General features: G+C 72.7%; 25 protein-coding genes. 15 read left to right on the forward strand and 10 right to left on the reverse strand.

What is annotated here, in order from left to right; genetic code table 11:
* Nucleotides 1-224: 224 nt before the first annotated feature.
* From AC07GB_RS07650 to AC07GB_RS07670, 5 genes are all read left to right on the forward strand, one after another.
* On the forward strand, nt 225-1,406 hold the full coding sequence (locus tag AC07GB_RS07650; RefSeq protein WP_478842560.1) for a sensor histidine kinase: 1,182 nt from the start codon (nt 225-227) through the stop codon (nt 1,404-1,406).
* 227 nt (nt 1,407-1,633) lie between these two features.
* Nucleotides 1,634-3,016, forward strand: a complete 1,383-nt coding sequence (locus AC07GB_RS07655; RefSeq protein WP_478842562.1) for a sensor histidine kinase — start codon at nt 1,634-1,636, stop codon at nt 3,014-3,016.
* Nucleotides 3,017-3,202: 186 nt separating this feature from the next.
* Nucleotides 3,203-3,862, forward strand: coding sequence for a LuxR C-terminal-related transcriptional regulator (locus AC07GB_RS07660; RefSeq protein ID WP_478842694.1), 660 nt, complete (start codon nt 3,203-3,205; stop codon nt 3,860-3,862).
* A 392-nt stretch (nt 3,863-4,254) separates the two neighbouring features.
* Complete coding sequence (locus AC07GB_RS07665; protein WP_478842564.1) at nt 4,255-6,186, forward strand: 2-oxoacid:acceptor oxidoreductase subunit alpha; 1,932 nt, start codon at nt 4,255-4,257, stop codon at nt 6,184-6,186.
* The gene (locus AC07GB_RS07670; RefSeq protein ID WP_478842566.1) at nt 6,179-7,261 is read left to right on the forward strand and encodes a 2-oxoacid:ferredoxin oxidoreductase subunit beta; all 1,083 of its coding nucleotides are present in this window, start codon (nt 6,179-6,181) and stop codon (nt 7,259-7,261) included. The genes AC07GB_RS07665 and AC07GB_RS07670 overlap by 8 nt, the downstream gene beginning before the upstream one ends.
* Before the next feature lie 40 nt (nt 7,262-7,301).
* On the opposite strand, the gene AC07GB_RS07675 is transcribed toward AC07GB_RS07670, so the two are convergent.
* Nucleotides 7,302-7,691: a winged helix-turn-helix transcriptional regulator gene (locus AC07GB_RS07675; protein WP_478842568.1), complete on the reverse strand. Its 390-nt coding sequence runs from the start codon at nt 7,689-7,691 to the stop codon at nt 7,302-7,304.
* Between the two features lie 102 nt (nt 7,692-7,793).
* On the opposite strand from AC07GB_RS07675, the gene AC07GB_RS07680 reads away from it, so the two are divergent.
* Both AC07GB_RS07680 and rarD read left to right on the forward strand, forming a co-directional pair.
* A complete protein-coding gene (locus AC07GB_RS07680; RefSeq protein WP_478842570.1) occupies nt 7,794-8,654 on the forward strand; it encodes an SDR family oxidoreductase in 861 nt (286 codons plus the stop codon).
* A gap of 107 nt (nt 8,655-8,761) precedes the next feature.
* Complete coding sequence (gene rarD / locus AC07GB_RS07685; RefSeq protein WP_478842572.1) at nt 8,762-9,730, forward strand: EamA family transporter RarD; 969 nt, start codon at nt 8,762-8,764, stop codon at nt 9,728-9,730.
* Here rarD and AC07GB_RS07690 read toward each other — a convergent pair.
* On the reverse strand, nt 9,681-10,529 hold the full coding sequence (locus AC07GB_RS07690) for an NmrA family NAD(P)-binding protein (RefSeq protein ID WP_478842574.1): 849 nt from the start codon (nt 10,527-10,529) through the stop codon (nt 9,681-9,683). The genes rarD and AC07GB_RS07690 overlap by 50 nt on opposite strands.
* A gap of 80 nt (nt 10,530-10,609) precedes the next feature.
* Between AC07GB_RS07690 and AC07GB_RS07695 the strand changes: the two genes are divergently transcribed.
* Nucleotides 10,610-11,467, forward strand: a complete 858-nt coding sequence (locus AC07GB_RS07695; RefSeq protein ID WP_478842576.1) for an AraC family transcriptional regulator — start codon at nt 10,610-10,612, stop codon at nt 11,465-11,467.
* Here the strand turns inward: AC07GB_RS07695 and AC07GB_RS07700 are convergent.
* Complete coding sequence (locus AC07GB_RS07700) at nt 11,407-12,870, reverse strand: MFS transporter (protein ID WP_478842578.1); 1,464 nt, start codon at nt 12,868-12,870, stop codon at nt 11,407-11,409. The two genes, AC07GB_RS07695 and AC07GB_RS07700, sit on opposite strands and share 61 nt — an antisense overlap.
* An 89-nt stretch (nt 12,871-12,959) precedes the next feature.
* Between AC07GB_RS07700 and AC07GB_RS07705 the strand changes: the two genes are divergently transcribed.
* Together AC07GB_RS07705 and AC07GB_RS07710 are read left to right on the forward strand one after the other, a co-directional pair.
* A complete protein-coding gene (locus tag AC07GB_RS07705) occupies nt 12,960-13,439 on the forward strand; it encodes a winged helix-turn-helix transcriptional regulator (protein ID WP_478842580.1) in 480 nt (159 codons plus the stop codon).
* An 8-nt stretch (nt 13,440-13,447) separates the two neighbouring features.
* Nucleotides 13,448-13,897, forward strand: a complete 450-nt coding sequence (locus tag AC07GB_RS07710) for a VOC family protein (RefSeq protein ID WP_478842582.1) — start codon at nt 13,448-13,450, stop codon at nt 13,895-13,897.
* Nucleotides 13,898-13,916: 19 nt separating this feature from the next.
* Here AC07GB_RS07710 and AC07GB_RS07715 read toward each other — a convergent pair whose 3' ends face one another.
* On the reverse strand, nt 13,917-14,333 hold the full coding sequence (locus tag AC07GB_RS07715) for a cupin domain-containing protein (RefSeq protein ID WP_478842584.1): 417 nt from the start codon (nt 14,331-14,333) through the stop codon (nt 13,917-13,919).
* 52 nt (nt 14,334-14,385) lie between these two features.
* On the opposite strand from AC07GB_RS07715, the gene AC07GB_RS07720 reads away from it, so the two are divergent.
* Nucleotides 14,386-15,453: a helix-turn-helix domain-containing protein gene (locus AC07GB_RS07720; protein WP_478842586.1), complete on the forward strand. Its 1,068-nt coding sequence runs from the start codon at nt 14,386-14,388 to the stop codon at nt 15,451-15,453.
* Between the two features lie 48 nt (nt 15,454-15,501).
* Here AC07GB_RS07720 and AC07GB_RS07725 read toward each other — a convergent pair whose 3' ends face one another.
* Nucleotides 15,502-16,389: a TIGR03619 family F420-dependent LLM class oxidoreductase gene (locus tag AC07GB_RS07725; protein WP_478842588.1), complete on the reverse strand. Its 888-nt coding sequence runs from the start codon at nt 16,387-16,389 to the stop codon at nt 15,502-15,504.
* A 146-nt stretch (nt 16,390-16,535) separates the two neighbouring features.
* On the opposite strand from AC07GB_RS07725, the gene AC07GB_RS07730 reads away from it, so the two are divergent.
* From AC07GB_RS07730 to AC07GB_RS07745, 4 genes are all read left to right on the forward strand, one after another.
* A complete protein-coding gene (locus AC07GB_RS07730) occupies nt 16,536-17,252 on the forward strand; it encodes a hemerythrin domain-containing protein (protein ID WP_478842590.1) in 717 nt (238 codons plus the stop codon).
* A 93-nt stretch (nt 17,253-17,345) separates the two neighbouring features.
* Complete coding sequence (locus tag AC07GB_RS07735) at nt 17,346-18,791, forward strand: hypothetical protein (protein WP_478842592.1); 1,446 nt, start codon at nt 17,346-17,348, stop codon at nt 18,789-18,791.
* Between the two features lie 182 nt (nt 18,792-18,973).
* Nucleotides 18,974-19,927, forward strand: coding sequence for a M28 family metallopeptidase (locus AC07GB_RS07740; RefSeq protein ID WP_478842594.1), 954 nt, complete (start codon nt 18,974-18,976; stop codon nt 19,925-19,927).
* 94 nt (nt 19,928-20,021) lie between these two features.
* On the forward strand, nt 20,022-20,621 hold the full coding sequence (locus tag AC07GB_RS07745; protein WP_478842596.1) for a flavodoxin family protein: 600 nt from the start codon (nt 20,022-20,024) through the stop codon (nt 20,619-20,621).
* A gap of 10 nt (nt 20,622-20,631) precedes the next feature.
* On the opposite strand, the gene AC07GB_RS07750 is transcribed toward AC07GB_RS07745, so the two are convergent.
* The 5 genes from AC07GB_RS07750 to AC07GB_RS07770 all read right to left on the reverse strand — a co-directional run bounded on the left by AC07GB_RS07750 (nt 20,632) and on the right by AC07GB_RS07770 (nt 26,352).
* Nucleotides 20,632-21,564, reverse strand: a complete 933-nt coding sequence (locus AC07GB_RS07750; protein WP_478842598.1) for an ABC transporter permease — start codon at nt 21,562-21,564, stop codon at nt 20,632-20,634.
* Nucleotides 21,551-22,531 carry an ABC transporter ATP-binding protein gene (locus AC07GB_RS07755; protein ID WP_478842600.1) on the reverse strand — a complete coding sequence of 327 codons (981 nt, stop codon included), beginning with the start codon at nt 22,529-22,531 and terminating at the stop codon, nt 21,551-21,553. Before AC07GB_RS07755 ends, AC07GB_RS07750 begins: the two co-directional genes overlap by 14 nt.
* Before the next feature lie 150 nt (nt 22,532-22,681).
* Complete coding sequence (locus tag AC07GB_RS07760) at nt 22,682-23,905, reverse strand: LolA family protein (RefSeq protein WP_478842602.1); 1,224 nt, start codon at nt 23,903-23,905, stop codon at nt 22,682-22,684.
* 359 nt (nt 23,906-24,264) lie between these two features.
* Entirely contained in the window at nt 24,265-25,200 is a 936-nt protein-coding gene (locus AC07GB_RS07765; RefSeq protein ID WP_478842604.1) for a CHRD domain-containing protein, read from the reverse strand.
* A gap of 141 nt (nt 25,201-25,341) precedes the next feature.
* The gene (locus AC07GB_RS07770; RefSeq protein WP_138961261.1) at nt 25,342-26,352 is read right to left on the reverse strand and encodes a polyprenyl synthetase family protein; all 1,011 of its coding nucleotides are present in this window, start codon (nt 26,350-26,352) and stop codon (nt 25,342-25,344) included.
* Nucleotides 26,353-26,472 lie beyond the last annotated feature (120 nt).

A 26,472-nucleotide genomic window follows, 5' to 3' on the forward strand; every position in this document is an offset into this window, starting at 1 on the left:
GTCACTCGCCCTGTTCGACGATCTGTACGCACGGGAGTCTAGGGCCTGCTAAAGGCGAGGTAAGCAGACCGTCACGGACCGGTCGGCCGCGGGCCCGTCATCGGCCGGATCCGCCGGATCGGTCCGCCGGCTCCGCCGTGGGTGATCTGGTGGGGTTATCCACAGCCCGGTCCGGCGGCCCCCCTCATGGCGCGCGGTGGGGCGCGCCGGGCACCCTTGCCCGTATGACCCCACGTTCCACGTCTTCGCAGGCCACGCCGGAGCCGCTGCCGCCTGCCCGATTCGCGTACGACGCGCACACCTGGAAGGAGATCCTGCACCTCCTGGTGAATCTCCCGGCCGGCCTGGTCGGGTTCACGTACGTGGTGACGGCGTGCTTCATCGGCGGATTCCTGTCGTTCACGGTCATCGGGCTTCCGCTGCTCGCGCTGGCGCTGTACGGGGCGCGGCTCTTCGGCAAGTTCGAGCGGGCGCGGGCGCGGCGGCTGCTCGGCGTGCACATCGACGAGCCGAGCCCCATGCCGCTGAAGTCGCGGCGCGGCGGCGGGGTGCTCGCCTGGCTGTGGTCGACGCTGAAGGACCCGGTGGGCTGGCGGGCGGTGCTCTACGGCTTCGTCCGGCTGCCGTGGGGCATCGCGACGTTCACGCTGACGCTGTGCGGTCTGTTCCTGCTCTGGCCGGTGCTGCCGTTCGCCGTGCGGGCGCTCGCCAACGCCGACCGGGCCATGGCCCGCGGGCTGCTCTCGCCTTCGGACGAGCTGGAGCGGCGGATCGCGGAGCTGGAGTCGGACCGAGGTGTCGTGGTGGACACCGCCGCCGCGGATCTGCGCCGCATCGAGCGGGACCTGCACGACGGCGCGCAGGCCCGGCTCGTCGCCCTCGCCATGGGGCTCGGCCTCGCCAAGGAGAAGCTCCTCGAGGACCCGGACGCGGCGGCGGCCATGGTCGACGAGGCGCACGGCGAGGTGAAGCTCGCCCTCCAGGAGCTGCGCGACCTGGCCCGGGGCATCCACCCGGCGGTCCTCACCGACCGCGGCCTGAGCGCGGCGCTTTCGTCGGTGGCCGCGCGGTGCACGGTGCCGGTGAAGGTGACCGCCGACCTGACCGCGCGCCCGGCGGCCGCGATCGAGGGCATCGCGTACTTCACCGTCTCCGAGCTGTTGCAGAACGTGTCCAAGCACAGCGGAGCCCGCACCGCGAGCGTGGAGGTGTGGCGCTCGGACCAGCGTCTGCTCATCCAGGTGCGTGACGACGGGCGCGGCGGGGCCAGCCTGGACGGCGGCACGGGCATGGCGGGCCTCTCGGAGCGGCTCGGCGCGGTCGACGGCCTGTTCGTCATCGACTCGCCGGAGGGCGGCCCGACGACGATCACGGCGGAGCTGCCGTGGCGGGACCGGACGGGATGAGGCGTTCGCGGCGCCGGAGCGTGTCCTTCCGCGGACGGGGCCCGCGTCCTCCGGTACGGGGTCCACATCCCCCGGAGGGGTAGGGAAAACCCCCGGCCGAAGACGCCGACGCGCTCCATGGCCCGGCGCACGCCCCGGAGCGCACTCTGGGGGTACGACAAGGGGTAGCCCGCGCAGGTCACGGAGGGCCGGGAACCCGCGCGGTACGAGCAGAACGGACGGCAGCGATGGCCACGGACTACGGACAGGGGTACGGACGCGTCATGAGGAGCGACCTCGACGGCCGCTGGGCCGAGGACCGCGGCGGCGACGGAGCGGCGGACGCCCGCCGCCCCCGCCTCCCGGTCTGGCTGCGCGCGCCCTTCGAGGGGCGCACCCTGCGGGAGTTCCTGTACGTGCTGCTCTCCCTGCCGCTCAGCGTCGTCGGCTTCGTCTTCGCCGTGACGATGCTCGCGCTCGGCGCGGGCCTGCTGGTCACGTTCATCGGCGTCCCCGTCCTCGCCCTGGGGCTGACCGGCCTCCGCGGCTTCGGCTCCCTTGAGCGGGTGCGGGCGCGGACGCTGCTCGGCCTCGACGTGAAGGACCCGCACCCGCTTCAGCCGCGCGACCCGGGGCCGCTGGCGTGGATGGGCGCCGTCCTGAAGAGCGGCGTCTCCTGGCGGCACGCGCTCTACGCCGTCATCCACATGCCGTGGGCGATCTTCTCCTTCACGGTGACGGTGGTCTTCTGGACGTACGGCTGGGCGATGCTCACGTACCCGCTGTGGTTCTGGGTCTTCCCCGTGTACGCGGGCCAGGACGGCATCCAGCTCTACGGGGACGACACGCACCGCGTCTACCTGGACAACCCCTTCGAGATCGGCCTCACCGCGTTCACCGGCCTGCTGATCACGCTGGCCACGCCCTGGATCATCCGCGCCCTGACCACGGTCGACCGCGGTCTGGTGCTCGGGCTCCTCGGCCCCTCGCGCCTGGTGTCGCGCGTCGCGGAGCTGGAGTCGGACCGGGGCGTCGTGGTGGACACCGCCGCCGCGGACCTGCGCCGCATCGAGCGGGACCTGCACGACGGCGCGCAGGCCCGGCTCGTCGCCCTCGCCATGGACCTGGGTCTCGCCAAGGAGAAGCTCGCGGAGGACCCGCAGGCGGCGGCCCGCATGGTGGACGAGGCGCACGGCGAGGTGAAGGTGGCCCTCCAGGAGCTGCGCGACCTCGCGCGGGGCATCCACCCCGCGGTCCTCACCGACCGGGGGCTCGACGCGGCCCTGTCCGCCCTGGCCGCGCGGTGCACGGTGCCGGTGGACGTGGAGGTCGACCTGCCCGCGCGGCCCGCCGCGGCGATCGAGGGCATCGCGTACTTCACGGTCTCCGAGCTGTTGCAGAACATCAGCAAGCACAGCGGGGCCTCGCGGGCCTCCGTGGACGTGTGGCGGGTGGCCGACCGGCTGATGCTCCAGGTGACCGACGACGGGCGCGGCGGGGCCGACGTGGGCGCGGGCTCCGGGCTCGCCGGCCTCTCCGAGCGCCTTGACGCGGTGGACGGGATCCTCGTGGTGGAGTCCCCCGTCGGCGGGCCGACCCTGGTGACGGCGGAGCTGCCCTGGCGGGGCTAGCCCGCACCGGCCGCCCGCACGCGGCTGGAAAGCCACGCCCCGGACGGGCTTGATCTGCCCGTTCGGGGCGCCGCGCTGTTCGGTCCTGGCCGGAGTCGGTCCCCTGGGGGTCCGGATGCTGGGATGCTGGGGTCTGTCAATGGGGTGGGGACAGGCTGTGGGGGCCGGAACATCGTGGAGGACAAGGTGCGGGTGGTCATCGCCGAGGATTCAGTGCTGCTCAGGGAGGGGCTGACCCGGCTGCTGACCGACCGCGGGCACGAGGTCGTCGCGGGCGTCGGGGACGCGGAGGCGCTGATCAAGACGATCACGGAGCTTGCTGCCCAGGGCGAGCTGCCGGACGTCGTGGTCGCGGACGTGCGGATGCCGCCGACGCACACGGACGAAGGGGTGCGCGCGGCCGTCAAGCTGCGCAAGGACCATCCGGGGCTCGGTGTGCTCGTGCTGTCCCAGTACGTGGAGGAGCAGTACGCGACGGAGTTGCTCGCGGGGTCGAGCCGGGGCGTGGGCTATCTGCTCAAGGACCGGGTCGCCGAGGTCCGCGAGTTCGTGGACGCGGTGGTGCGGGTGGCGCAGGGCGGGACCGCGCTCGACCCGGAGGTCGTGGCGCAGCTGCTCGGGCGCAGCCGCAAGCAGGACGTCCTCACGGGGCTCACCCCGCGCGAGCGCGAGGTCCTGGGTCTGATGGCCGAGGGACGGACCAACTCCGCGATCGCGCGCCAGCTGGTGGTCAGCGACGGGGCGGTGGAAAAGCACGTCAGCAATATCTTCCTGAAGCTCGGGCTTTCCCCGAGCGACGGCGATCACCGAAGAGTGCTTGCCGTACTCACCTATCTGAATTCCTAATTCCGTATTTCCGGTGCCGTTCCGGAGCGCCCGGAGCCATTCCCGAGGCGTTCCGGATTTACCGCACACCCACCGCACTGACACCGTGTCAGGGGTGCCGGACGAGGTACTCCGACCAGGCGGGGACGTCCCGGCAGCGGGACAGCGCCCGGCCCGGGAACGCGCCGGTCCTAGGCCCGGCGCCCTAGAACCAAAGGATGAGCGGAGAGCGTCTTCATGAGAGGCCGGGGGGCGAGGCAGAACGTGATAAATCAGGGCATCAAGCTGTCTCAAAGGTGCGTCCACCATGCGAGCGGCCCCAGGAAGGTACCCCTTACAGACGTAGGGTGGGCGATGGGAGGGCAGGTCTGCCTGCGATTCCCGCACAGTCGCCTCGAGGGAGGTCCAGTTCAGTGACCAGCCAGGTCAGTAGCCCGGCCGAGCAGGCCGACGAAGCCGTAGTCGGAGAACAGCGCAAGCCCGCGGGCGAGAAGGACGTACGCCGACTCGACCGAGTGATCATTCGTTTCGCGGGTGACTCCGGTGACGGCATGCAGCTCACCGGTGACCGGTTCACCTCCGAGACGGCGTCCTTCGGCAACGACCTGTCGACGCTGCCGAACTTCCCCGCCGAGATCCGCGCCCCCGCCGGCACGCTGCCCGGCGTCTCCAGCTTCCAGCTGCACTTCGCCGATCACGACATCCTCACCCCGGGCGACGCGCCGAACGTGCTGGTCGCGATGAACCCGGCCGCCCTCAAGGCGAACATCGGCGACGTGCCGCGCGGCGCCGAGATCATCGTCAACACCGACGAATTCACCAAGCGGGCCATGCAGAAGGTGGGGTACGAGACCTCACCGCTGGAGGACGGTTCGCTCGACGGCTTCCAGGTCCACCCGGTGCCGCTGACCACGCTGACGGTCGAGGCCCTGAAGGACTTCGACCTGTCCCGCAAGGACGCGGGCCGCAGCAAGAACATGTTCGCGCTGGGGCTGCTCTCGTGGATGTACCACCGGCCCACCGAGGGGACCGAGCGGTTCCTGCGGACGAAGTTCGCCAAGAAGCCGGACATCGCCGAGGCGAACATCACCGCGTTCCGCGCGGGCTGGAACTTCGGCGAGACGACCGAGGACTTCGCGGTCTCGTACGAGGTGGCGCCCGCGGCGACCGCCTTCCCGCCGGGCACCTACCGGAACATCTCCGGCAACCTCGCCCTGGCCTACGGCCTGATCGCCGCCTCGCGCCAGGCCGACCTGCCGCTGTACCTGGGCTCGTACCCGATCACCCCGGCCTCGGACATCCTGCACGAGCTGAGCAAGCACAAGAACTTCGGCGTGCGCACCTTCCAGGCCGAGGACGAGATCGCGGGCATCGGCGCCGCCCTCGGCGCCGCTTTCGGCGGCTCCCTCGCGGTGACCACGACGTCGGGTCCCGGCGTGGCCCTGAAGTCCGAGACGATCGGCCTCGCGGTCAGCCTGGAGCTGCCGCTCCTCATCGTGGACATCCAGCGCGGTGGGCCCTCCACCGGGCTGCCCACCAAGACCGAGCAGGCCGACCTGCTCCAGGCGATGTACGGCCGCAACGGCGAGGCGCCGGTGCCGGTGGTCGCCCCGCGCACCCCGGCGGACTGCTTCGACGCCGCCCTGGAGGCGGCCCGCATCGCGCTGACGTACCGCACGCCCGTCTTCCTGCTGAGCGACGGCTATCTGGCCAACGGCTCCGAGCCGTGGCGCATCCCGGAGCCGGACGAACTGCCGGACCTGCGCGTGCAGTTCGCCTCCGGGCCGAACCACACCCTCGCGGACGGCACCGACGTCTTCTGGCCGTTTAAGCGCGACCCGAAGACCCTCGCCCGGCCGTGGGCGATCCCCGGCACCCCCGGCCTCGAACACCGCATCGGCGGCATCGAGAAGCAGGACGGCACGGGCAACATCTCCTACGACCCGGCCAACCACGACTTCATGGTCCGCACCCGCCAGGCCAAGGTCGACGGCATCGACGTACCGGACGTCGAGGTCGACGACGTGACCGGCGACGCGCGTCTCCTGGTCCTCGGCTGGGGCTCCACCTACGGGCCGATCACGGCCGCCGTGCGCCGGCTGCGCGCCGCGGGGCAGAGCGTCGCGCAGGCCCATCTGCGCCACCTCAACCCGTTCCCGCGGAACCTGGGCGACGTCCTGAAGCGTTACGACAAGGTGGTGATCCCCGAGATGAACCTCGGTCAGCTCGCCACACTGATCCGCGCCGAGTACCTCGTGGACGCGGTCTCCTACAACCAGGTCAACGGAATGCCGTTCAAGGCCGAGCAGCTCGCCACGGCTCTGAAGGAGGCCATCGATGGCTGACACCACGATCGAGGGGCCCACCGGCTCCGAGACGCTTCTGAAGCTCGTGCCCAAGGCCGAGGCCAAGCAGTCCATGAAGGACTTCAAGTCCGACCAGGAAGTGCGCTGGTGCCCCGGCTGCGGTGACTACGCGGTCCTGGCGGCCGTCCAGGGCTTCATGCCCGAGCTGGGCCTGGCCAAGGAGAACATCGTCTTCGTCTCCGGCATCGGATGCAGCTCCCGCTTCCCGTACTACATGAACACGTACGGGATGCACTCCATCCACGGCCGCGCCCCCGCCATCGCCACGGGCCTCGCCTCCTCGCGGCGCGATCTGAGCGTATGGGTGGTCACCGGTGACGGCGACGCCCTGTCGATCGGCGGCAACCACCTGATCCACGCCCTGCGGCGCAATGTGAACCTGAAGATCCTGCTGTTCAACAACAGGATCTACGGCCTCACCAAGGGTCAGTACTCCCCCACCTCCGAGGTCGGGAAGATCACCAAGTCGACGCCGATGGGTTCCCTCGACGCGCCCTTCAACCCGGTGTCCCTGGCGATCGGCGCGGAGGCCTCCTTCGTCGCGCGCACGGTGGACTCCGACCGCAAGCACCTGACCGAGGTGCTCCGCCAGGCCGCCGACCACCCCGGCACGGCCCTGGTGGAGATCTACCAGAACTGCAACATCTTCAACGACGGCGCGTTCGAGGTCCTCAAGGACAAGCAGCAGGCCGAGGAAGCCGTGATCCGCCTGGAGCACGGCGCGCCGATCCGCTTCGGCGCCGAAGGCTCCAAGGGCGTCGTGCGCGACCCGGCCACCGGCGACCTCAAGGTCGTCCCCGTGACCGCGGAGAACGAGGGCGACGTCCTCGTCCACGACGCCCGCGCCGCCTCCCCGACCACGGCCTTCGCGCTCTCCCGCCTGGCCGACCCGGACACCCTGCACCACACCCCGATCGGCGTGTTCCGGAACGTGGAGCGGCCGGTGTACGACACGCTGATGGCCGACCAGCTCGACTCGGCGATCGAGCAGCACGGCAAGGGCGACCTCGCGGCGCTGCTCGCCGGCGGCGACACCTGGACGGTCGTCGGCTAGCCGTCACCGCCCGCGTTCGACGAGGCCCGGTCCTGATCCCTCAGGACCGGGCCTCGTCGTACTTCTCGCGCGCTTTCAGTACGTCCTCCATGCGCCGGTCCGTCCAGGTGGCCAGGGCCCTGACCTGCTCGGCGGCCTCGCGGCCCAGGCCGGTGAGGGAGTAGTCGACGCGCGGCGGGATGACCGGCTTGGCGTCGCGGTGCACCAGGCCGTCGCGCTCCAGGATCTGGAGGGTCTGGGCCAGCATCTTCTCGCTGACGGTCCGGCCACCGCCGGTGCCGATCGCGCGGCGCAGCTCGCTGAAGCGGTACGAGCGCTCGGCGAGCGCGATCAGGACGAGCACGCCCCAGCGGCTGGTGACGTGCTCCAGGACGAGGCGGTGGGGGCACATCTGCTCGGCGTCGGAGTCCCCGACCCTACTTACTGCCATACCAGTACCTTACTTCAAAGTGGGTACTTACGCGTGGTTAGCGCGGTGGCTAGCGTGAGTGGCATACCGAATCCCAAATAGGGCACAAGGGAGTAATCACCCATGAGCATCGTCGTCACCGGAGCCACCGGACACCTCGGCCGTCTCGTTGTCGAGGGCCTGCTCGCCGCGGGCGTGCCCGCCGGGCAGGTCGTGGCCGTCGTACGGAACAAGGAGAAGGCCGCCGACCTCGCCGCGCGCGGCGTCGAGCTGCGGATCGCGGACTACAGCGCGCCCGAGACCCTCGCGGGCGCCTTCGCGGCGGGCGACAAGGTGCTGCTGATCTCCGGCAGTGAGGTCGGGCGCCGGGTGCCGCAGCACCTGGCCGTCATCGACGCGGCGAAGGCGGCCGGGGTCGCGCACCTCGTGTACACGGGTGTCCTCGGCGGGCCCGACGCCGACTTCGAGCTTGCCGCCGAGCACAAGGAGACCGAGCGGGCGGTGCTCGCCTCGGGCCTCGCGTACACGTTCCTGCGCAACGGCTGGTACCACGAGAACTACACCGAGCACCTCGCCCCCGTCCTGGAGCACGGGGCCGTCGTCGGCAGCGCCCCGTCCTCGGGCCGTGTCGCGTCCGCCGCGCGCGCCGACTACGCAGCCGCCGCCGTCGCCGTCCTGACCGGCGAGGGGCACGAGGGCCGCGCCTACGAGCTGAGCGGGGACGTGGCGTGGACCTTCCCCGAGTACGCGGCGGAGGTCGCGAAGGCCTCCGGCAAGGAGGTGACCTACGCCCAGGTGTCGCCCGCGGAGCACCTCGCGGTGCTGACCGGGGCGGGTCTGCCGGAGGGCATCGCCTCGGTCCTGGTGGACGTGGACGCGGCCATCGGGCGCGGGCTGCTCGCCGGGACCGGCGGGGACCTCGCCCGGCTGATCGGGCGGCCGACCACGCCGCTCGCCGCGGCCGTCGCCGCCGCGGTGGCCTGAGAGGGCGGGGCGTGTCATGACCGTATGGCGAAACGGGCATGACACGGAAGGGCCGTGGGCGCTACCTTCGGGATGCAGCGTGGGGCTGCCGGTACGGAGGAGGAACTGTGGGACCTGCGCAGGCGAAGGGGGAAGCCCGCACAGGCCTCCTGAACGGCATCGCCGCCTACGGCATGTGGGGCCTCGTCCCCCTCTTCTGGCCGCTCCTCAAGCCCGCGGGCGCGGGTGAGATCCTGGCCCACCGCATGGCCTGGTCCCTCGTGGTCGTCGCCGTCGCGCTGCTCTTCGTACGCCGCTGGGCCTGGGCCGGTGAACTGCTGCGCCAGCCCCGCAAGCTGGGCCTGGTCGCCATCGCCGCGGCCGTCATCACCCTCAACTGGGGCATCTACATCTGGTCGGTGAACACCGGCCACGTCGTCGAGGCCTCCCTCGGCTACTTCATCAACCCCCTGGTCACCATCGCGATCGGCGTCCTGCTGCTCGGCGAGCGGCTGCGGCCCGTGCAGTGGACCGCCGTCGCCGTGGGCCTCGCCGCCGTGCTCGTCCTCGCGATCGGCTACGGCCGCCCGCCGTGGATCTCGCTGTGCCTGGCCTTCACCTTCGCGACGTACGGTCTGGTGAAGAAGAAGGTCAACCTCGGCGGCCTGGAGTCCCTGGCCGCCGAGACCGCCGTGCAGTTCCTGCCCGCCGTCGCCTATCTCGCGTGGCTCGGCACGCGCGGCGACCTCGTGTTCGGCACGGAGGGAGCGGGGCACGCCGCGCTGCTCGCCGCGACCGGCGTGGTGACGGCGGCGCCGCTGGTCTGCTTCGGCGCCGCCGCGATCCGCGTCCCGCTGTCCACGCTCGGCCTTTTGCAGTACCTCGCGCCCGTCTTCCAGTTCCTGCTCGGCATCCTGTACTTCCACGAGGAGATGCCGGCGGAGCGCTGGGCCGGGTTCGCCCTGGTGTGGCTGGCGCTCGCGCTGCTGACGTTCGACGCGTTCCGCTTCGCGCGGCGGGGCGCGACCCGGCTCGCCGCCGCGCGGGTCACCGCGCCCAAGCCCCCCGCGCCGCAGCAGCCTTCACGTACTCCGTGAAGTCCCGCGGCTCGCGCCCCAGTACGTCCCGTACGCCCGTCGCCAGCGACGAGAGGTGGCCCTCGGCCGTGAACGTGAAGACGGCCGTCAGCTCGCGCGCCAGCGGCTCGGGGACCTCCGCCGCGCGCAGTTCCGCCAGGAACTGCTCCGCCGTGACGGGTTCGAAGCGCATCGGGCGGCCCGAGGCCGCCGCGATCTCCGTGACCGCGTCGGCGTAGGTGAGGGCGCGCGGGCCCGAGAGGTCGTACACGCGGTGCGCGTGGCCCTCCTCGGTGAGCACCGCGACCGCGACGTCCGCGATGTCCTCCACGTCGACGAACGGCTCCGCCACGTCGCCGACCGGCAGGGCGAGGCGGCCCGCGAGGAGCGGCCCGTGGGCGAAGTCCTCGTCGAAGTTCTGCGCGAAGTTGTTGGCGCGGATCACCGTCCAGTCGACGTCCGCCTCGCGCACCACCCGGTCGGCCCGCGCCATGCCCGCGAGGAAGGACTCGCCGGACACGTCGATGCCGCGCCCGGACAGGACCACGAAGCGGCGCACTCCGGCCGCCACGGCCTGGGCCACGAAGTCCTCGACGGGCTCCGGCTCCTCCGGCGCGACCAGATAGAGGGCGGAGACGCCGTCCAGAACTGTCGGCCAGATAGAACGTTCGTTCCAGTCGAAATATGTTTCTCCGGAGCGGGAGGCCGCCCGCACGGTGTGGCCCGCCGCGCGCAGCCGGGGCACGATCCTGCGGCCGGTCTTGCCGGTGGCCCCGAGGACGAGGATCAGGTCGCCGGTGGTCCGTGGTGTTGTCGTCATGCGTCCAGCCAACCCCCGTGCGGCACCTGCCGACATGGGCGTCTGTCTCCGCCCCATAGGCGTCCGTCTACGGTGGGGGCATGGACGCTCTGGGGGATCTGCTGCGCGGCATCCGCGCGGACGGCGCGCTGTTCGGTCGTACGGTGCTGCGCGGCGCGTGGGAGCCGGAGCGGACGGAGCCCGCCGCGCTGACCCTGGTCATGGTGTTGCGCGGGCAGGCGCGGGTCACGGGCCCGGGCGGGACGCGCGTCCTGGGGGCGGGCTGCGCCGCCGTGCGCACCTCGGGCCCGTTCGGCGTGGCCGCCGCGGGCGACGGGGAGACCGAGCTGGTCACCGGCACCTACCAGTGGGACGGCAGCGGCGGGCGGCGGCTGCTCAGTGCGCTGCCGCCGCTGCTCGTGGTGCCGGGCGGCGAGGAGTGCCTGACGATCATCGGGCTCATCGCGGACGAGGTGGCGGCCGACCGGCCGGGGCGCCAGTACGTGATGGACCGGATGCTCGACTGGCTGCTGGCCTGCACCCTGCGGGAGTGGTTCGACCTGCCCGAGGCCTGCCCGCCCGCCTGGTACCGGGCGCTCGGCGACGACGTGGTCGGCCCGGCCCTGCGCGCCATGCACGACGAGCCGGGCAGGGCCTGGACGGTGGCGGCGCTCGCCGCGCGCGCCCAGGTCTCGCGCGCGGCCTTCGCCCGTCACTTCACCGACCTCGTCGGCAGGCCGCCGATGGCGTACCTCACCGAGTGGCGCATGGCGCTCGCCGCCGAGCTGCTCGCCGAGCCGGGGGCGACGGTGGCGTCCGTGGCGGGGCGGGTCGGGTACGCCGACGGATTCGGGTTCAGTGACGCGTTCAAGCGGATCCGGGGGATCACCCCGAGCGGTCACCGCGCCTCGCTGGTCACGGGCAGGGCGGCGGACCCCTCGCTCCGGGCCGCGGGCTGACCCGGACGCCTTCCGCGCACCACCCCGGCCAGGGCGACGGCCACGCCCACCAGGGCGAGGGCCACCGGCACCACGAGGGCCGCGCGGAAGGCGTCGAGCGAGTGCCCGGCCCTGTCCGTGCCGCTGTGGCCCCCGGCGGCGAGGCCGTACACCGCCGTCACGCCGGAGACCCCGATCGCCGCCCCGAACTGTGTGGCGGTGTGCAGGATTCCGCCCGCGAGGCCCTGCTCCCGCGCGGCGACGCCGTCGGTCGCCGCGATCATCAGCGGGCCATAGGCGAGGGCGAAGGACGTGCCCGCGATGAGCAGCGTCGGGAACATCGCCGCGTACGTCCAGTCCCTGCCGGCCGGCAGGAAGAGCGCGTACGCGAGGGCCGCGAGCAGGAAGCCGCCGAGGATCACACGGGCGTGGCCGTAGCGGTTCACCAGGCGGGGCGTGAGGGTCGGCGCGAGCACCACGTCGCAGCCCATCACGACGAGGGCGATCGCCGTCTGCCACGACGACCAGCCGCGCAGCTCCTGCAAGTACAGCGTGAGCACGAACTGGAAGCCCATGAAGGCGCCGAGGAACAGCAGCGCGCCGACCCCGGCCCGCACCACCGTGCCGGTGCGGAAGATCCCGAGGCGCACGAGCGGTACGGCCGCGCGGCGCTCGATGCCGACGAACGCCGCGACGAGCAGCGATCCGCCGAGGGCCGCCCCGAGGGTCAAGGGCCAGCCGTCGAGGCCGTGTTCGAGCCGTACGACGCCGTAGGCGAGCAGCAGCATGGCGCCCGCGGCCGCCGCCGCGCCCGGCAGGTCGAAGCCGCCGGAGCGCAGGGTCGCCGAGGCCTTCGCCGCGGGCGCCTCGGCCCCGGGCACGAGCCGGACGGCGGCGGCGAGGATCGCGGCGGCGAGGACGACCGGGGCGAAGAACACCCACCGCCAGCCGAGTTCGGTGAGCAGTCCACCGATGACCAGGCCGAGCGAGAAGCCGCCCGCCGATGTGCCCGCGAACACGAGCAGCGCCTTGTTGCGCTCGGGCCCTTGCGCGTACGAGGTGGTGATGATCGACATCGCGGCCGGTGTCATGAACGCCGCGGCCACGCCGGTCACGAACCGCGCCACGATCAGCATCCAGCCCTCGGTGGCGAACCCGCCGAGCCCGGAGAAGGCCAGGAACACCCCGAGCCAGGTCAGGAACATGCGCCGCCTGCCGAGCAGGTCCGCCGCGCGGCCGCCGAGCAGCGTGAAGCCCGCGTAGCCGAGGACGTAGGAGCTGATGACCCAGGCGGCGGTGGCGGTCGACAGGTCCAGGTCGGACCTGATCGTGGGGACGGCGATCGCCAGCATCGCGATGTCGGCGCCCTCCAGGAAGATCGTGCCGCAGAGGACGAGCAGCAGTGCCCAGGCACGGGCGCCCATGGTGACTCCTCGATTCAACCCGCTGGTTACCCAACTGGTGGCCGGTTCCTTCTTGTAACCACGGACAGCGTGCGGCAGCATCGAGGGGTATGGAAGAAGGCACTTTGAAGTCACCGAGTAACTCCAAAGGCACCGTGGCCCACGGCGGCGAGGAGTACGGGCACGGGACGGACTACGGGGACGCCGACCCCTTCCAGTGGGACACCCGCGAGGACTGCCAGGTGCGGCAGATCCTCGACCGGATCGCCGACAAGTGGTCGCTCCTGGTCATCGCGCTCCTGGACCGGCGCCGGCTGCGCTTCACCGAGCTGCGGCGCGAGATCGACGGCATCAGCCAGCGCATGCTCACCGTCACCCTGCGGCAGCTGGAGCGCGACGGTCTGGTGCTGCGCACGGTCCACCCGGTGGTACCGCCGCGCGTCGAGTACGAGCTGACGCCGCTCGGCGGCACCCTGCACCACACCATCCGCTCCCTGGTGACCTGGACCGAGCAGCACCAGAACGAGATCGCGGCGGCACGGTCCGCGTACGACGCGCGCGCGGAGGACGACGCCGGGCCCGGTGCTTGACTGAGCGCATGACCCTGCACTGGAAGCTCGTCATCGACGCACACGACCCGCACGCCCAGGCCGCCTTCTGGGCCGAGGCGCTCGGCTACGCGGTGGAGGACAACGACGCCCTCATCGAGCGGCTGCTCGGCCTCGGCGCCGTGAGCGAGGCCGAGACCGTGGAGTTCCGCGGGCGCCGCGCCTTCCGCGACCTCATCGCCGTACGGCACCCCGACGACCCGTACGAGGAGGACAGCGGCACGGGGCTCGGCCGCCGCCTGCTCTTCCAGCGGGTGCCGGAGCCGAAGTCCGGCAAGAACCGGCTCCACATCGACGTGCACGCCGCGCCCGGCACCCGGGACGAGGAGGTCGCCCGCCTGGAGAAGCTGGGCGCGGCCGTGCAGCGGCGGATGAAGGCCGCGGGCGGGGAGTGGGTGCTGATGACGGACCCCGAGGGGAACGAGTTCTGCGTGCAGTGAGGGCGCCGTCCCGCGGCGGCTAGGCCTTCAGGGCGTGGCCCGTCGTGACGTCCACGTGGTCGGGGACCTCGTCGTGCCGGTCCCCGACCGACAGCGTGCCCGTCGGCTCGAAGAGCAGGATCTCGGCGCCGACGCGCGCGCTCGGCTTGTGCTCGGTGCCGCGCGGGACCGTGAAGACCGACCCCTTCGGCAGGGTCACCGTGCGCTCCCCCGACGGCTCGCGCAGGGCGATGTCCAACTCGCCGTCGAGCACGAGGAAGAACTCGTCGGTGTCGTCGTGCACGTGCCACACGTGCTCGCCCTCGACCTTGGCCACGCGGACGTCGTAGTCGTTGACGTGGGTGACGACGCGGGGGCTCCAGCGTTCGTCGAAGGAGGCGAGGGCCTGGTCGAGAGCGATCGGCGTACGCCTCTGGGCTGCGGTTTCTCCGGTCATGGGCTCATGGTGACCCCTGGCCTGCCGCGAGGGTGAGTGCTAGAAATCGCATATGGCGCCAGAAAACTCGCAAGCGGTGGGGCGGCAGGGGCAGCCGGGTGCGGCCCCGGCGGGAAAGCCTGGCGCGGCTCCGGAGGGAACACCTGGCGCGGCTCCGGAGGGGGCGCCGCATCGGGTCGTCGTCATCGTGGACGAGAACTCCAACCCCTTCGAACTCGGCTGCGTCACCGAGATCTTCGGCCTCCAGCGACCCGAACTCGGCCGCGAGCGCCCCGCCCTGTACGACTTCGCGCTGTGCTCGCCCGAGCCGCGCACCCTCATGCGGGACGGCTTCTTCACGCTCACCGGGGTGGCCGGGATCGAGGCCGCCGACACCGCCGATACGCTGATCGTGCCCAACCGGCCCGACACGAAGGTGCCGCGGCGCCCCGCCGTCCTGGACGCCGTACGGCGCGCGCACGCGCGCGGGGCCCGGCTCGTCGGCTTCTGCAGCGGCGCGTTCACGCTCGCCGAGGCCGGGGTGCTCGACGGGCGCCGTGCCACCGCCCACTGGCAGTGGGCCGACGACTTCCGGGCCCGCTTCCCCGCCGTGCGGCTCGAACCGGACGTCCTCTTCGTCGACGACGGCGACATCCTCACCGCCGCGGGCAGTGCCGCCGCGCTCGACCTCGGCCTGCACATCGTGCGCCGTGACTTCGGCGCGGAGGTCGCCGTTTCCGTGTCGCGGCGGCTCGTCTTCGCCGCCCACCGGGACGGTGGACAGCGGCAGTTCGTGGAGCGGCCCGTGCCCGACGTCCCCGACGAGTCGCTCGCGCCGCTGCTCGCCTGGGCGCAGGAACGGCTCGACGAGCCCCTCACGGTGGCCGGGCTCGCCGCGCGGGCCGCCGTCAGCCCGGCCACGCTGCACCGGCGGTTCCGGGCGCAGCTGGGCACGACGCCGCTGGCCTGGCTGAACGGGGAGCGGGTGGGGCTCGCGTGCCGGCTCATCGAGCGCGGGGAGGAGCGGCTCGACGTGGTCGCGCGGCGCAGTGGCCTCGGCTCCGCTGCGAACCTCCGCGCACGGCTGCGCCGGGCGACGGGCCTCAGCCCCTCGGCCTACCGCCGCCGCTTCGGCCCCTGACGAACCCAGGGGCCCCGCGGGCACCGTCCGCGAGGCCCGGGCCGTGGCTCAGCCCGCGCGGAGCAGGTCCAGGACCCGCGAGCCCAGCTCCAAGGCCTCCCCCGGCTCCTCCACACACTGCTGCAAGTCGACGAAGCAGCCCTCGGCCCCGGTCCCCCGCACCTCACGCAGCACCCCGGCGATCTCCTCCGCGGAAGCCCCCGGCCTGGGGTTGTGACGGATCTCGCGGCGCAGCGCGCCGGGGTCGCGCCCGGCCTCCTCCGCGGCGCGGCGGGCCGCGGCCCACAGGCCCGCCAGCGCCTCGGGCGGCAGCGTGACGCCGACCCACCCGGCGGCGCGACGGCCGACGCGCGCCATCGCGGCGGGGCTGAACCCGCCCAAGTACACCGGAGGACCGGCCTTCTGGACGGGCCGGAGGCCGACGTGGGAGCGGGGGATCCGCCAGTGCGGCCCCTCGTGCTCGAAGGTCTCCTCGGTCCATATGCCGTCGAGCACGTCCAGGACCTCGTCGAGGCGCGCGCCCCGCTTGCCGAACTCCGCGTTCACGGCCGTGTACTCGTCGCGCAGCCAGCCGAGGCCGAGCCCCACGTCGAGGCGCCCGCCGCTGACGCGGTCGAGCGTGGTCAGGGAGCGGGCGAGCAGCAGCGGCGGATACCAGGGGGCGTTGAGGGTGCTGGTGCCGAGCCGCACACGGGTGGTCGCCGCGGCGGCGACGGTGAGGACCGTCAAGGGGTCCATGAAGGTCTTGAACCCCGGCGGATACGGGTTGTCCGGGGTGTGGCCCGGGTACAGGTCGCTGGGCGCGACCGGCGCGAGCGAGCGGTCCCCGACCCACAGCGAGTCGAACCCGACGGCTTCGGCGTCCCGGGCGAACGGCGCGACGGACTCTTCCCGGGCATGGGTGCCGTACTGCGGCAAGGCGATACCTATGTGCATGGGCCCATCCTGGGCGCGGGGCCCGCCCCGGACCGCGTAGCTCCACGTGTGACCCGCGCCACCAGTGGCCTCGCCCGCCCCGGGATCGGCCCGTTCGTTGAACAGCCGTTGACCGGCTCTGTACCGGCCCCCTCCACAGTCGCTCCATGACCGACCGCACCCTGGCCCCCGCTCCCGCCCCCGACCTGACCGGCATCCGCCTCGCCCACCGCGCGATCACCGGTGACATCGAGCGCCTGGCCGCGCTGGCCGACGGCATCGCCGCGTCCGGCCGCCCGGTGAGCGGCGCGTGGGCCCGCTCCATCGCCATGTACGTGCACCGCTACAACATCGGCGTCCGGCACCACCACGACAGCGAGGACGCCGTCCTGTGGCCGGTGATCGCCGCCGCCGTCGAACAGGCCCTGACGGACGGGGCCTTCGTCGAGGGCCTCTCCCCCGAAGGCGTCGCCGACCTCACCTCGCTCACCGAGGACCACACGGCCCTCGACGCGCTCCAGGACGCCACCGACTGGGCGGCCACGCTGTTCGGCGAGGACCCCGCGCGGCACGCCCGCCGCCTCGCCGACGCCCTCGCCGCCGAGTGCGCGGCCCTGGCCGGGCACATCGCCGCCGAGGAGCGGGAGGTGTTCCCGGTCATCACGCGGCACGTCAGCGCCGAGGACTACGCCGCCGCCGAGGCCAGGATCCGCGCGGCCACCCCCGTCGAGCACGCGCCGTGGCTGCGGGCCTGGCTGCTGTCGTTCGCGACGGCCGACGACCTGCACGCCCTCGCCCCGGGCGGCACGGCGCCCGCCGTGAGCGACACGGTGTTCCGGGCCTACGCCGAGCACGAGGTGGAGGTCTTCGGCCCGCTCTCCTGACGCCGGGCGGCGGCGCCGGTTCACGACAGCGCGAGCCACGCCGGACGGCAGGCGTACTGCCGTCCGCCCGCCCGCGTTCCTTACGGTGGTCAAGTGGCGCTCGACTTGAGGAAACAGGAAGCACGGCGCACCGCGCGTCGCGACCGCGAACAGCGCGCTCACCGCATGCTGCTCGCCGTCTGCGCGCTGTTCGCCCTCATCTCGCTCGTCCTCGTCCCGCTCGGCCTGCGGCTCGGCTGGGACGAGCTGGTCTACGCGAGCCGCTTCGACCCGTACGCGGGCCCGGGCGCCGGGGTGCCCTTCAGCGCGCCCCGCACCCGGGGCGTGCCGCTGCTCCTCGCGCCCGTCGCCACCTGGAGCGACTCGGTCCCGCTGCTGCGGGCCTGGCTGACGCTCCTGGCGAGCGCCGCGCTCTACCTCGGCTTCCGCCCCTGGGTGCGGGCCGTGCCGGACCGCCCCGAGGCCGCGCCGGTGGCCGCGGCCCTGTACGGCAGCCTGTGGTTCGCGCTCTTCTACGCGAACTCCGCGATGCCGAACCACTACACCGCCATGGGCACCGCCGGCGCCGTCGGCCTCTTCCTGCACCGCCGCCCCACGCCCCGCGTCTGCGCGGGCGTCGCGGGCGGCCTCGCCCTGGCCACCCTGATGCGGCCCAACGACGGGGCCGCCGTCGCCGGGCCGCTGCTGCTCGCCGCGGCCCTGGTGCCGATGTGGCGCTCCGCGGCGCGCGCGTCCGCGGCCCTGGCCGGCTTCGCGGCAGGCTTCCTGCCCTGGGCGATCGAGGCGTACGTTCGCTTCGGTGGCGTACGCGAACGTCTCAGCGCCGCCAGCGAAGTCCAGGGCGGGCTGCGGCTCACCGACTCCGCGCTGCACCTGTTCACCGTCATCGACGGGCCGCTGCTCTGCCGCCCGTGCTCCGGCGACGGGGTGCGGCCGACCGCCCTGGGGTGGTGGCTGCTGCTCGCCGCCCTCGTGCCGCTCGGTCTGTGGTCGGCGCGGGGCCTTCGGCGCACGGCCGCCGGGGGGCTGCTCGCCGTGGCCGTCGGGGTATCGGTCGCGCTGCCGTACGTGCTCGTCGTGCCGTACACCGCGCCGAGGTTCCTGCTGCCGACGCACGCCCTGCTCGCGGTGCCCGCCGCCTTCGGGGTGCTCGCGGCGGTCCGGGCGGCACGGCGCGCGCGGCTGCGGGAGGCCGCGTCGGGCGCGCTCGCGCTGGTCCTGGCGGCCCATCTGGCCGTGCAGTTGACCATGGCCGCGTCCACCTACCGCGTCCAGGACTCCGCGAGGCGCGACTGGGTGCGGGTCGCCGACGTCCTGCACGAGCAGGGCGTACGACAGCCCTGTGTGCTGGGCGGCAACACGTCGGTGATTCCGCTCGCGTACGTCGCGGGCTGCGAGCCCGCGCCCCGGGGAGCCGAACGGCACCCGACCGCCCTGGTCATGCGGTCCGCGGCTCCGCCGACGTGGGCCCGGTCCTGGACCCCGGTGCCGGTTCCGGATACGTACGCGCCCGGCTGGGTGGTCTACGTACGGCCCTGACGCGGCGCCGCCGTCACCCGCGAAGCGCACGGAATGCGGAACCATGCGTCCGGATCCCGCTCTTGACGTGAACTCAACACACCTCCACCATCGGGCACCCCGGGCTCATTCGACGTTCAACTCGGGATGTGAGCCCCGGGAAGCAACCCGGAATTCACCACACAGAAGCCGGAGCCCCCCACATGAGACTCTCCGCACCCGGACGCACCGCGACCGCGGCCGCCATAGCCGTCGCCGCGCTCCTGACGACCAGCGCGATATCCACCGCGGCCACCGGGACCACGGCGCCGACGCGCGCCGCCGCCCCCGACATCCCCGTGGCCAACGTCAAGGCGCACCTCTCGCAGTTGCAGTCCATCGCCTCCGCCAACGGCGGCAACCGCGCGCACGGCAGCGCGGGCTACAAGGCCTCGGTCGACTACATCAAGGGCAAGCTGGACGCCGCCGGATTCACCACGACCGTCCAGCAGTTCACGACCAGCGGCCGCGTCGGCTACAACCTGATCGCCGACTGGCCCGGCGGCGACCCGAACCAGGTCATCATGTCGGGCTCGCACCTCGACAGCGTCAGCCGCGGCGCGGGCATCAACGACAACGGCTCGGGCTCGGCGGCCGTCCTGGAGACGGCTCTCGCCGTGTCCCGTGAGCAGTACAAGCCCACCAAGCACCTGCGCTTCGCCTGGTGGGGCGCGGAGGAGCTGGGCCTCGTCGGCTCCTCGTACCACGTGCGGAACCTGCCCGCCGCCGAGCGCACGAAGATCAAGGGCTATCTGAACTTCGACATGATCGGCTCGCCGAACCCGGGCTACTTCGTCTACGACGACGACCCCACGATCGAGCGGACCTTCAAGAGCTACTACGCGGGCCTGAACATCGGCACCGAGCCCGAGCGCGAGGGCGACGGCCGCTCCGACCACACCCCGTTCAAGAACGCGGGCGTCCCGGTCGGCGGCGTCTTCACCGGCGCGAGCACGGCCAAGACCTCGGCCCAGGCCCAGAAGTGGGGCGGCACGGCCGGCCAGGCCTTCGACCGCTGCTACCACTCGTCGTGCGACACCACGGCGAACATCAACAACACGGCGCTCGACCGCAACAGCGACGCGGTCGCGTACGCGGTGTGGGGCCTGTCGCAGTAACGGCCGGCGCGGCACTCGATCACCCCTGGACCAGGATCCTTGCGCGTGCATATAGTGCACGCGCAAGGATTCGTCGCACGGTCCAGGGGGCCTCATGACCCGGAAGTTCCTGTTCGTCCTCGGCAGCGCCCGGCCCGAGGGCAACACCGAGACACTGGCCCGCAAGGCCGCCGAGCAACTGCCGCCCGGCGTCGGGCAGCGCTGGCTCCGCCTCGCCGACCACCCTCTGCCCGACCTCCAGGACCTGCGGCACGACCCGGCGCACGCCCGTGCCCGCCCCATGCCGGAGGGCGACAACGAGGCGCTGCTCCTGGAGGCCACCCTCGACGCCACGGACATCGTCATCGCCTCGCCGCTGTACTGGTACTCGGTCTCGGCCACCGTCAAGCGCTACCTGGACTACTGGGACGCCTGGCTGGAGGTCCCGGAGCTGGGCTTCCAGGACGCCATGAAGGGCCGCACCCTGTGGGGCGTGACGGCGCTCGCGCACCGCGAACAGGAGGTCGCCGAGCCGCTGATCGGCACCCTCCGCTACTCGGCGGCGTACTTCCCGATGCGCTTCGGCGGCGTCCTGCTCGGCAACGGCACCCGGCCCGGGCAGGTGCTCGACGACACCGACGCGCTGACCCGCGCCAAGACGTTCTTCGCCCGGGAAGCGCCGCTCGCGCGCTACCCGTACGACGACGGCGCGTGACCGGCGCCCGTCAGGTCGCGATGTCCTTCGCCCCGAACCGCGCCCACGCCGCCGAGCCGAACACACCCGCGTACAGGGCCTGGAGGCCGAGGTTCTTCACCAGCTCGTCCCAGTAGACCGGATCGCGCATGAGGTCGGCGAAGGACAGCCAGTAGTGCGGGAACAAGTACGGGTGGACCGCGTGCAGCTGCGGGATCTGGTCGACGATCTGGACGGTGATGAGCAGGCCCACCGTCGTCGCCATCGCGGCGATACCGCTGCTCGTCAGGGTCGACACGAAAAGGCCGAGCGCCGCCACGCCGACCAGTGAGGCGGCGACGACGAGCGCGATGAGCAGCGCGCGCAGCAGCCCGTCGGCGAAGCTGATGCGTGTCCCGGAGATCGTCGTGACCTCTCCCAGCGGGAACAGCAGGGCGCCGACCGCGAGCGCCGACACGGCCACCACCAGGGTCGCGACCACGCAGAAGACCAGCGTGGTCGCGTACTTGGCGAGCAGCAGCCGGGTGCGGCCCGCGGGCGCCACCAGGAGGTAGCGCAGCGTGCCCGCGCTCGCCTCGCCCGCGATCGCGTCGCCCGCGACGACGCCGACCGCCATCGGCAGGAAGAACGGCAGCGTCGCGGCGAGCGCCGTGAAGACGAGGAACAGGCCGTTGTTCGTGACCTGCGCGATGAACGCGGGGCCCTCGCCGTCCGGGCCGCCCGCGCCGACCGAACCGCCGTCGCTGGTCTCGATCTTCACCGCGATGCCCACGAGGACCGGCACGGCGGCAAGCACGGCGAGCAGCGCGAGGGTGCGCCAGCGCCGGAACGTCACGGACAGCTCGCTGCGGAACAGACCGAGGCTCCACAGGGGGCTCGGCGTGCGGGGCGCGCCGCCCGCCCGCTCCGCGTGGGCCTCTTCGGCCACGTCCGCGCTTCCTCTCGTCACTTCAGCCCGCGACATCGAACCCCTCTCCCGTCAGCGCCACGAACGCGTCCTCCAGTGAGGCCCGTTCGACGCCGAAGCCGCGGACGCGCACGCCCGCCCCGACCAGTGCGGCGGTCACGTCGGCGAGGTCGGGCACGCGGTCCGTGCCCGGCGGCTCGCCCGTCACCCGGTCCTCCTCGACGACGACGTCCGCGACGCCGTGCTCCTTCAGGACCCGGGCGGCGTCGCCGGTGTCCGGCGTCGTCACGACCAGGCGCCCCCGCGCGCCCGCGGCCAGCTCGGCCACCGGGCCCTGGGTGATCAGACGGCCCCGCGTCATCACCGCCGCGTGCGTGCACACCTGCTCGATCTCGTCGAGCAGATGCGAGGAGAGGAAGACCGTCGTGCCCTCGGACGCCAGCTCCCGCACCAGGGAGCGGATCTCCCGCATGCCCTGCGGGTCGAGGCCGTTCGTCGGCTCGTCGAGCACGAGCAGCTCGCGCGGCTGGAGCAGCGCGGTGGCCAGGCCCAGGCGCTGCTTCATGCCGAGCGAGTACGCCTTGGCCTTCTTGCCCGCGGCGGCGGTCAGGCCGACCCGCTCCAGCGCGGCCTCGGCGCGGGCGCGGCGGGTGCGGGGGTCGGCCGTCGGATCGGCGGCGTCGTACCGGCGGAGGTTCTCACGCCCGGAGAGGAAGCCGTAGAGGGCGGGGCCCTCGATGAGCGCGCCGACGCGCGGCAGGACGGAGCGCTGCGCGCGCGGCATGGGCCTGCCGAGCACCGAGGCGCGGCCCGACGTCGGTTCGATCAGGCCCATCAGCATGCGGATGGTCGTGGTCTTGCCCGAGCCGTTGGGCCCGAGGAAGCCGAAGACGCTGCCGCGGGGCACGACGAGGCTCAGCCTGTCCACGGCGACGTGCTTGCCGTACCGCTTCGTCAGCGCGGAGGTCTCGATCACGCTGTCGCCGCGTGCGCCGCCGCGCGGGTCCCCGTCGGTGCTCGGCACCCGTGTCCTCCTGTCGTCCGGCCCGCGGCCGGTGGTCGTGCCGGCTCCGCCGCCGGTGCGGCGGGGAGGGGCGCGGGCCGGGCGCCGCCGCGGCGGACCGAGGGATTCCGCCCTCGGCCCGCCGCCCGGTCACCCGCTACCGCTCCGCGCTCAGCGCTCGGCGGCCCGCACCAGCGCGTCCTTCGTCACCGCGCCCACGTATACCTTGCCGTCGTCCGTGATCAGGGCGTTGACCAGGCGGGTCTTGAAGACCGTGCCCGAGCCGAAGTCACCGCTGACCTTGTCGCCGAGCGAGTCGAGGAACCGCTGGGCGTCCGCAGGGACGTCGGCGGAGCCGGGCGCAGGCAGGCCCTGGCCGCCGGGCAGCTTCAGCTCGGCGACGGACGTCCAGCCCTCGCCGATGACGTTGACCTCGGGCTCCGCGCCCTTGAGGCCGTCGGGCCCGTGCTTGCCCGCCTTGCCGTCCTCCTCGGTGACCTTCGTGCCCTTCGCGGGCTTGAAGTCGAAGGTGGACGCGGCCGGCCGGGCGAAGTCGACCTTCGTGAAGCCGACGTCGACGACCGCCGCGCCGCCGCTCGCCGGGGTGAGCGTGAACTTCAGCGGCGTACCCGTCTTCGCGTCGACCGCGATGGTGATCCGGCCGACCGTCGTGCCGGTGTCCTTCGGCTTGAGCACCAGGCGGTACGCGTCGCGGCCCGCGACCTTCGCGCTGCCGTCGACCTTCACCGACGTCGTCTTGCCCGCCGCCTTCAGGGCCTGGCGCGCGAACTCCTTCGGCGTGGCCGGCACGCCCTTCGGCAGGTCGCCCTTCTTGCCGGAGCTGTCGCCCGCCTTGCCGGTGTCCTTCGTGTGGTACGCCTCGTTCGACGCGCTGTCGTACGCCCACACGTCGTCGCCGTTGTGGATCACGCTGTACTCGGCGGCGTCGTCCAGGACCGAGATCTTCTGCTTGTCGGGGCCGTCCGCCGCGACGCGCAGCGTGTGCGAGCCGGACGCCAGCTCCATCAGCTTGGTCGACGGGTCGGCGGCGGAGCCCTTGCCGTCCTTGCCGTCCCCGCCGTCGTGGGAGCCGCCGCCACCCGCGCCGCCCGGCGCGAAGGCGCCGCCGAGCGACGGCAGGCCCAGATCCGTGTTGATCTTCACGGTGCCGGACAGCTGCTCGGTGTCCGACGCGGCTATCTTCTCGATGAGTTCCTGCGCGGTCAGCTGGGGCAGGTCCGGGTCGCCGCCGGACGCGAGCGCCGGGACCAGCCCGATGGTCGCCGCCGCCACCCCCGCCACCGCGACCGGGACGAGGTAGCGCGCCGCCTTGCGGCGGCCCGCGCTCAGTTCCTCGGCGTCGGTCGTGCCCTGCTCCGGTTCGTACGGTGCCATTGTGTGCCCTACCTCCGTGGTCGGCGGCGGCTTTCCGTTTCGTACACGCGCTCGTCCACCCCGCGCCGCCATTCTCACCCGAATTGGTCAGGAGTGGTGGTCCGTGTTCGCCTTTCGACTGTCTCCATCCGACCAAATCGGCCAGCGGGAAGCGTCAGACCCCGGGAGCAACTCGACGTACTGCTACGGGATGACAAAAAGGGGCGGCGCCTCCCCCGTCCCGTAAGGGGAGGCGCCGCCCTGGAGGTGACGACCGGCCCGCCGGGGGTGTACAGGCCGGTCGTCCGCACAGTGGCTCGATGGGGCCCGCGCGTGGCGTAGCCCTACGGGTCCGCGCGGGTCGCGCGGGTCGCGCGGGTTCAGCGCTGGACGAACACGTAGTCCGCCTCGTACGGCACGGAGGCGATCGCCCCGGGCCTGCACGGGCCTGAGGGCTGGACGCCGCCCACCGTGTTCAGGCGCAGGATCTCGACGGTGTGCGCGAGCAGGCCGCTCCGCCGCCCCACCTGCTTGGCCCTGAGGTCCAGTTCGGGGATGTTCCTCGCGCCGTTGGGCGTCTTGGAGACCACCTTGCCGGTGACGGCGCTGCGGTCCGGGGCCCGCCAGCGCGGCGTACCGGAGTTCGGGGCGACGAAGTCGTGCGCGACACGGCGCCCGAGCGTCGCGCGTACGTCGCGCTGGGCGAAGGCGTACGTCCCGTCCGCGCGCTTGGCGCACTGGTAGATCTGCTCGCCTTTGACGACCGGGGCCTGGAAGCCGCGCGCGGCACCGGCGGTGACCCGGTGGAGCTGGCCCCGGACGGCGCCACCGGGGAACTGGGCGGTGTGCAGGTTGGCGTAGAAAACGGTCGGTTTCGTCTTCAGGCGCTTGAGCAGGGCCGCGTCGCGCACCGTGACCGTGCCGGTGACCCGCCGGTGCTCGGCGCGCGCCAGGAGTCCGGTGAAGTCGACCTTGACGCCGCCGTTCGCACCCTTCGCGCCCTGGTGGATGTGGAGGGCGGTGGGCCTGGCCGTGCCGCGCCAGGTGGCGGTGACAGTGACCTTGTCGCCCTTGATCCGGACGAACTGGAGGGCGGCGCCGTCCTTGTCGCCGACGGCGGGGCCACCGGGCACGGGCACCTCGTTGGCGCCGTTCAGGCTCGCCACGAGAAGGGCGCCGCTGGTGGCGGTGCCGGCGGTGTCCTTCGCCGTCGCGGGGAGCACGGCCGCGCCGAGGGCGCCCACCGTGGCCACCGCGACCCCGGAGGCGAGCAGCGCCCGGCGGCGGTTCTTCGCATACGCAGTGAAAGCGCCCATGACGTGAAATCTCCCCGTTCCGCAGCCGACGCCCCCTGCGTCGGCTTCCGGGCATGAGTACGGAACGGATCTGAGCCTGGACTCAATCCAGGCTCAGCCAAGTCGTGTGACGCGCACCACACGAGCGCGGCGCCCCGGGGGTCAGCCCGCCCGGTGCACCACCAGGTCGCACAGCTCGACGAGGGCGGCCTTCGCGTCCCCCTCCGCCAGCGGGGCCAGCGTGGCCCGCGCCTCCTCCGCGTACCGCACGGTGTCCCGCCGGGCCTGCTCGAGGGCGGGGTGGGCCCGCAGCAGCGAGAGCGCCTCGGCGTGCCGGGCGTCATCGGTGAGGTCGGAGTCCAGCAGCTCGCTGAGCGCGATGTCCTCCGCGAGCCCGAGCCGCTCCACCCGCTCCCGCAGGCGCAGCACGGGCAGCGTGGGAATGCCCTCGCGCAGGTCCGTGCCGGGCGTCTTGCCGGACTCGGTGGAGTCGGACGCGATGTCGAGCACGTCGTCGGCGAGCTGGAAGGCGACCCCGAGCCGCTCCCCGTACTGGGTCAGGACGTCCACGACCGTCTCGTCCGCCCCGGACATCATCGCGCCGAAGCGGCCGGCGACGGCGATCAGCGAGCCGGTCTTGCCGCCGATGACGTCCAGGTAGTGCTCGACCGGGTCGCGCCCGTCGCGCGGTCCCGCCGTCTCCAGGATCTGCCCGGTGACGAGCCGCTCGAAGGCCTCCGCCTGGATGCGTACGGCCTCGGGGCCGAGGTCGGCCAGGATGTGCGAGGCGCGCGCGAAGAGGAAGTCACCGGTGAGGACGGCCACGGAGTTGCCCCAGCGCTGGTTGGCGCTGGGCACCCCACGGCGCACATCGGCCTCGTCCATCACGTCGTCGTGGTAGAGCGTCGCGAGGTGCGTCAGCTCCACGACCACGGCGGACGGCACGATGCCGGGCGCGTAGGGATCGCCGAACTGGGCCGCCAGCATCACCAGGAGTGGCCGAAAACGTTTGCCCCCCGCGCGGACGAGGTGCTGCGCCGCCTCGGTGATGAAGGGCACTTCGCTCTTGGTGGCCTCGAGCAGGCCCTCCTCGACAGCCGCCAATCCTGCCTGGACATCGGCTTCGAGAGCCTGGTCCCGCACGCTCAGCCCGAAGGGCCCGACGACGGTCACGAGGGGTTCTCCTGTCTGCTGACGATCACAAGTCGATCACTCGGTCGATCATTCGTCGATGACACGGTTTGTCGATGTGTCGCTGCCATCACTCAAGTCAGCGTATCCGGTCGCCTTTCG

The organism is Streptomyces sp. NPDC045778, assembly GCF_056431945.1.